6 protein-coding genes are annotated in these 5438 nt (G+C 52.0%); 5 read left to right on the top strand and 1 reads right to left on the bottom strand.

The features are described 5' to 3' along the window. The 4 genes from Q7V06_RS01895 to Q7V06_RS01910 all read left to right on the top strand — a co-directional run. Positions 1-488 (top strand): CBS domain-containing protein (locus Q7V06_RS01895; RefSeq protein WP_304837249.1); only part of this gene is annotated, 488 nt, incomplete at its 5' end. After that, positions 485-1630 (top strand): bifunctional ornithine acetyltransferase/N-acetylglutamate synthase, encoded by a 1146-nt coding sequence (gene argJ / locus Q7V06_RS01900; RefSeq protein ID WP_304837252.1) that lies wholly within the window; start codon positions 485-487, stop codon positions 1628-1630. The genes Q7V06_RS01895 and argJ, both read left to right, overlap by 4 nt. Then, positions 1627-2496 (top strand): acetylglutamate kinase, encoded by an 870-nt coding sequence (argB, locus tag Q7V06_RS01905; RefSeq protein ID WP_304837255.1) that lies wholly within the window; start codon positions 1627-1629, stop codon positions 2494-2496. The genes argJ and argB overlap by 4 nt, the downstream gene beginning before the upstream one ends. 48 nt (positions 2497-2544) lie before the next feature. Further along, positions 2545-4173: a Na/Pi cotransporter family protein gene (locus Q7V06_RS01910; protein ID WP_304837258.1), complete on the top strand. Its 1629-nt coding sequence runs from the start codon at positions 2545-2547 to the stop codon at positions 4171-4173. 27 nt (positions 4174-4200) lie between these two features. Here the strand turns inward: Q7V06_RS01910 and Q7V06_RS01915 are convergent, their stop codons facing one another. Further along, complete coding sequence (locus Q7V06_RS01915; RefSeq protein ID WP_304837261.1) at positions 4201-4908, bottom strand: flavodoxin family protein; 708 nt, start codon at positions 4906-4908, stop codon at positions 4201-4203. Positions 4909-4991: 83 nt separating this feature from the next. On the opposite strand from Q7V06_RS01915, the gene Q7V06_RS01920 reads away from it, so the two are divergent. After that, entirely contained in the window at positions 4992-5300 is a 309-nt protein-coding gene (locus Q7V06_RS01920; protein ID WP_304837264.1) for a DUF1894 domain-containing protein, read from the top strand. The last annotated feature ends 138 nt before the right edge of the window (positions 5301-5438 follow it).

The following is a 5438-nucleotide window of genomic DNA, read 5'->3' on the forward strand; positions in this document are numbered from 1 at the left end:
TTATGATTGTAGAAGCAGTTATGACACCAGATCCGATCACCATCCAGTCAAAGGACACCATCCGTGAGGCTTCCAGGATCATCCGTGAAAAGAAGATCGGCGGTCTCCCGGTGATGGATGGAGAGAACCTGATCGGGATGATCACCGAGTCGGATATCCTCGCCCTGCTCGCAGTGAAAGGACCAAGCGAAGACCTCTGGCTCCCCTCACCCCTTGAGGTGATCGAGATCCCGATCCGCGAGTTCTTCAACTGGGAGAAGACAAAAGAAGCTCTTTCTGACATTGGGTCCCGTACTGTCAGCTCAGTGATGAGCTATCCGATCATCACCGTCAATGCAGAGGATACGATTGAAGAGGCGGCACGGATCATGCTCAGGGAAGGAGTTGCCCGTCTGCCGGTCCTGAAGAATGAAAAGCTTGCAGGTATCGTCACCAGGGCGAATATCGTTGAAGGTATGGGAAGACAGCGTGAAGAGGAGATACAATGAAGAGCATCTGTGGCATCGCAGGAGTAGAAGCGGCCGGTATGAAAGAGGGGAAGTACGGTCTTGCCTTGATCAGGGCAGCGGGAGCTGGAGCAGCCGTCTTTACTCAGAATAAGGCACGTGCACCCGTCATCGACCTGATGGCCGAACGGATGAGGAAGGGGCGGATTGAAGGCATCATCGCAAACTCAGGGTGTGCAAATGCGTACACCGGAAGACGAGGCCTTTCAGATGCGATCGAGATGGCGGAGATCGGGGGTGATGCACTGGGTAGTGATCCTAACAGGATCGGTGTGGCAAGCACCGGCGTCATTGGCAGATACCTTGATCTGGAACTCATTCATCGGCAGGCGGGAGAGCTTACACCAGTTCACTCCGAAGATGCAGAGATCCAGGCGGCACGGGCAATTATGACGACTGATCTCGTCGAGAAGCACGCCCTCTTCTCAGGGGAGGGGTTCTCAGTTGCCGGCATCGCAAAAGGGAGCGGGATGATCGCTCCGAATATGGCGACGATGCTTGGGTTTCTCTATACGGATGCCGATATCAGTGATAAAAAGCTGCAGGAATCCCTGAAGATCGCTGTTCGAAGAAGTTTTAACAGGATTGTAGTCGATGGTGATGTCTCAACAAACGATTGTGTCTTCCTGACCGCAACCGGTGAAGCCGGAAAGATCAAAAGAAAGGATCTTGAAGATACACTCACAAAAGCCTGCATCAGCCTTGCACAGTCGATTGCACGGGACGGCGAAGGTGCCACAAAACTGATCGAGGTCGCAGTCTGCGGCGCACGAAATGAGGCGGATGCAGAGAAGATCGCAAAGACCGTCGTGACAAGCCCCCTTGTCAAGACCGCAGTCTATGGACAGGACCCGAACTGGGGCAGGGTCGTTGCAGCGGCAGGATATGCGGGAGTGGACTTTGAGATCCCCGACCTCTCTCTCTGGATCGGAACAGGCGAAGAGAAGACTCCGCTTGTTCAGAAGGGTGAGATCACAGCAGACCTTGTAGCAGCCAAGGCAGCGATGCGGGGCGACACCGTCGTCTTTACGATCGATCTCGACTCAGGTTCTGCTGAAGCGACCGCATGGGGCTGTGATCTGACTGAGAAGTACGTTGAGATCAACGGGAAGTACACAACATGAAGCGTGAAGACGTTCTGATGGAGGCACTCCCCTATATCAGGCAGTTCCATGGCAAGACGATCGTCATCAAACTGGGCGGACACGCGATGGTTGACCCGGCGATCATGAACACCGTCATCGAAGATGCCGTCCTCCTCCATTATATCGGGATGCGGGTCGTTCTGGTACACGGAGGAGGCCCTGAGATCACCGATAAGATGAAGGCGATGGGTAAAGAACCGAAGTTTGTTGCCGGTCTCCGGGTGACTGATCAGGACACTCTTGAGATTGCGATGATGGTCCTTGCAGGAAAGATCAGCAACACCATCGTCTCTTTGATCGCACAGAACGGTGCCCGTGGAGTTGGGATATCAGGAAATGACGGCAATCTCGTCATCGCAAGGAAGATGGATCTCAGGAGAGTGATGATCGAAGATAGAGAAGAAGAGGTCGATCTCGGGTTTGTCGGCGAGATTTCGCGTGTGAACCCGGGCCTCCTCAGGACACTCCTTGATTCAGGATACATCCCGGTGATATCCCCGCTTGCAATCGATGAAGCGGGTAATAACTTAAATATCAATGCGGATACAATGGCGGGAGAGATTGCGGTTGCACTTGATGCAGGAAAACTCGTCTCCCTCACCGATGTTGACGGCGTGATGGATACAAAAAGAACGAAGGTCTATCACCGGCTTACCCTTGCTGAGGTTGAGGGGATGATCGCAGACGGAACGATCCAGGGGGGGATGATCCCAAAGCTGGCGGCATGCATCTATGCATCCAGAAACGGGGTCGAGCGCTGTCATATCATCAATGGAAACGCCCCACATAACCTTATCCTTGAGCTCTTCACCGATCTCGGTGTCGGGACGATGATCCGCGGCTGAATCCTCCAATACCTTTTTTTATCATACTGGTTCTATCCATACTCCTGTATGGTCTCAACATGGGAGCTCCTCTTCACCGTTGTTCCTGGAGTTATCCTCTTCCTCTTTGGAATCGAGAACTTCAGTAAAGAGATCCTGGTAGTTGCACGAGGACGATTTGCTGCTATCCTCGGCAGCCTTACGACCAACCGGTATAAAGGACTCCTCCTTGGTGCAGGCATCACCGCACTCATCCAGTCGAGTGCAGCAACGACGGTGATCGCGATTAACCTGGTCAATGCCGGTACCATCTCATTTGTTCAGAGCCTTGGGATCATCATCGGCTCAAACATCGGAACGACGATCACCTCACAGCTCGTCGCCTTCAAACTCACCTCCTTTGGACCGGTCTTCATCCTTGCAGGCTTTCTGATCGGGATCATCGGGGGGAGATACAAATTCCTCGGAAAACCCCTCTTCTACTTCGGTCTCGTCTTCTTCGGTCTGACGATCATCTCTAACGGCATAGAACCCTATAGCAGCGATCCACTCGTCCTTGAGCTTCTCGGCGGGATCGCCTTCCTTCCACTTGCGATCTTTGTGGGCTTCCTGATAACAACCGCATTTCAGTCAAGTTCAGTCACAACCGGACTTGTTGTCATCCTTGCCCAGCAGGGGATGATCACGATGCCCGAGGCGATTCCGTTCCTTCTTGGTGCAAATATCGGGTCAACAACGACCGCACTTTTTGCATCACGGGGACTTGATCTCTTTGCACGAAGAGCAGCAGCAGCACATACGATCTTTAATGTCGGCGGAGTTCTCCTGATACTCCCGTTCCTTACCCCGTTTGTGAGTTTCATTGCCGGGATAGGAGGGACTGAAGCCCAGCAGGTAGCAAACGCCCACCTGGTCTTCAATATAGTTGCATCGGGGGTTTTTATCCTCGCTCTCCATCCGTTTGCAAGCCTCGTTATGAGGGTTGTTCCCGGTGAGGAGGAGGAGATCCTCTTCCGGACGGTGGCGATCAAGGATCCACTCCCGGAGAGGGTGGATGAGGTCCTGAGTATCATTGAGGAGGAGGTAAAACACCTCTATGATGTGACCAACCAGGCATTCGATGCCGCGATGGCGGTATTCACGGCGGAAAAGGCTGCACGGGCATACCAGAAGGCAGGTAAACTCGAACTCCTAAATGACTTCCTCGACGAGGAGGTCGAGAAGGCAACCTTCACCGTATCAAAGAGGGCACTCACCGAGATGCAGGCAAAGAGGACGATGCTCCTTGTCAGGATCTCAAATGATCTCGAACGCCTCGGAGATCTCTCCCGCGATCTTGCAAAGGTTGCACGAAATGCAGCCCGAATGGGCCGACCCCTGCCAACAGGCCAGGTTGAGGCGATCCGGGGGATATACCGGATATTTGACGGAAATATGCAGGAGTTATCGAAAAATTTCCCGAATTCAACAAAGGAGACGATCAGTTCTCTCCGGGCCCGTGACATTGAACTCAGGCGTACATTGAACCTTGAGTACACGCTCTATTTACAGAGGATCGCAAAGATCAATGAGAGCAGCGATTCACGCTATCTTGAAGTCCTCTCGATCATCGAGGCAGCAAACGGGAAGGTTCGTGATATCAGGAAGCTGACCGAGGAGTATTCAGCCCATGATGAAACTCTTCCTGCACCACAATAAGAAGAGCCCGGGAGAAGGAGAAGATCTTCATCCATTTTTCAGAGAACAGGCAAGCCGAAGCGAACTATGCACCATATTCTCCAGATCCTCCTGCGTATAGGGATTTCCCTCTATCTTCTCCCAGTCGCGGGTGGTGTCTTCGTCATTCTCCCCGACCCACGAGGTGATAGCAACATCCGGAATGGCAAATCCAAGCCATGAGAGGAAGTTGAAGAGGTTGCCTGCGACATGCTGAATCCCATCGACATGCCCGATGATGATCAGTCCCGCCACTTTATCCTTGATCATCCGGTTTCCAAACCATGAATACTGGTTCTCGATGCAGTTCATCCGCTCAACAAACTTCTGGATCAGGGCGGAATGGTTGTTCCAACGGATGGGTGAGGCGATGATGAGGATGTCAGATCTGAGTATCGCATCATAGACCGTCTGCATCTGGTCATCCTGGTACTTCAGGGTGGACATGCAGGGGTAGATACACTGTGAGGGGTCTTCAGAATAGTTCCCTTCACAATGATAGATTTTGAGATCTTTCAGCCGGATAAACTCCGTTGTACAGCCGAATGTTTCATACTTGACAAGAGCTCGTTTGAGAAGCCGTTCCGATTTACTCAGGCTCCCCTCCTGACGGCTTGAACCGGATATTCCAAGAACCCTGACACCCCTGCACCGTTCTCTGTCAGGGGGATCGATGACGTTGACTCCAAACTTCCGTCCAACAAGAGGTGCTGGCATATGTCTCTTTTATTGCCATAGCTATTTCTACCTGACGCCAGACATACGAGGATATTTATTCTATTAGAGGCGAACAGATTTATATGCAGGCACGGTGTGTCAATAATTTTGGTGGCAAGGTTCTCCTGATGGATGCAAAGCCGGATGAAGTGAACGAATACGTAAGAAAGAACACGGCGGAGCAGTATGAGATGCCACCGGGTTTTGAGTTCCGGGGACTCTCGATGCTTCTTTCAAAACCGATGCTCGTCGGATTGAAGATCAAAAAGCAGAAGATCCTTATCCCGTTCACCAAACTATGCCCGAAGTACGGGACCGTCCTCTTTGAGATTGATGCAACGGAAGAGGACTTCGAAGCGATCAGATCAGGCCTTCAGAGGAAGAATAGTTAGTCATCACGCAAAGGCGCAAAGACGCAAAGAGAGCTGATGCCTAACCCCAATACAAGAAAACTTGGCGGCTTAGCGGCTTTGCGTGATACCATTTCCAGGATTGGAGAAGAATACTCACGCTAAGGCGCAAAGAGAGCT

It is taken from the genome of Methanocalculus sp., from assembly GCF_030651615.1.
In the GTDB taxonomy this organism is placed as follows: domain Archaea; phylum Halobacteriota; class Methanomicrobia; order Methanomicrobiales; family Methanocorpusculaceae; genus Methanocalculus.

Excerpts from the sequence above, each read along its gene's own strand:
- Q7V06_RS01910 (WP_304837258.1), top strand. The coding sequence starts at position 2,545 with ATGGTCTCAACATGGGAGCTCCTCTTCACCGTTGTTCCTGGAGTTATC.
- argJ (WP_304837252.1), top strand. The coding sequence starts at position 485 with ATGAAGAGCATCTGTGGCATCGCAGGAGTAGAAGCGGCCGGTATGAAA.
- argB (WP_304837255.1), top strand. The coding sequence starts at position 1,627 with ATGAAGCGTGAAGACGTTCTGATGGAGGCACTCCCCTATATCAGGCAG.
- Q7V06_RS01920 (WP_304837264.1), top strand. The coding sequence starts at position 4,992 with ATGCAGGCACGGTGTGTCAATAATTTTGGTGGCAAGGTTCTCCTGATG.
- Q7V06_RS01915 (WP_304837261.1), bottom strand. The coding sequence starts at position 4,908 with ATGCCAGCACCTCTTGTTGGACGGAAGTTTGGAGTCAACGTCATCGAT.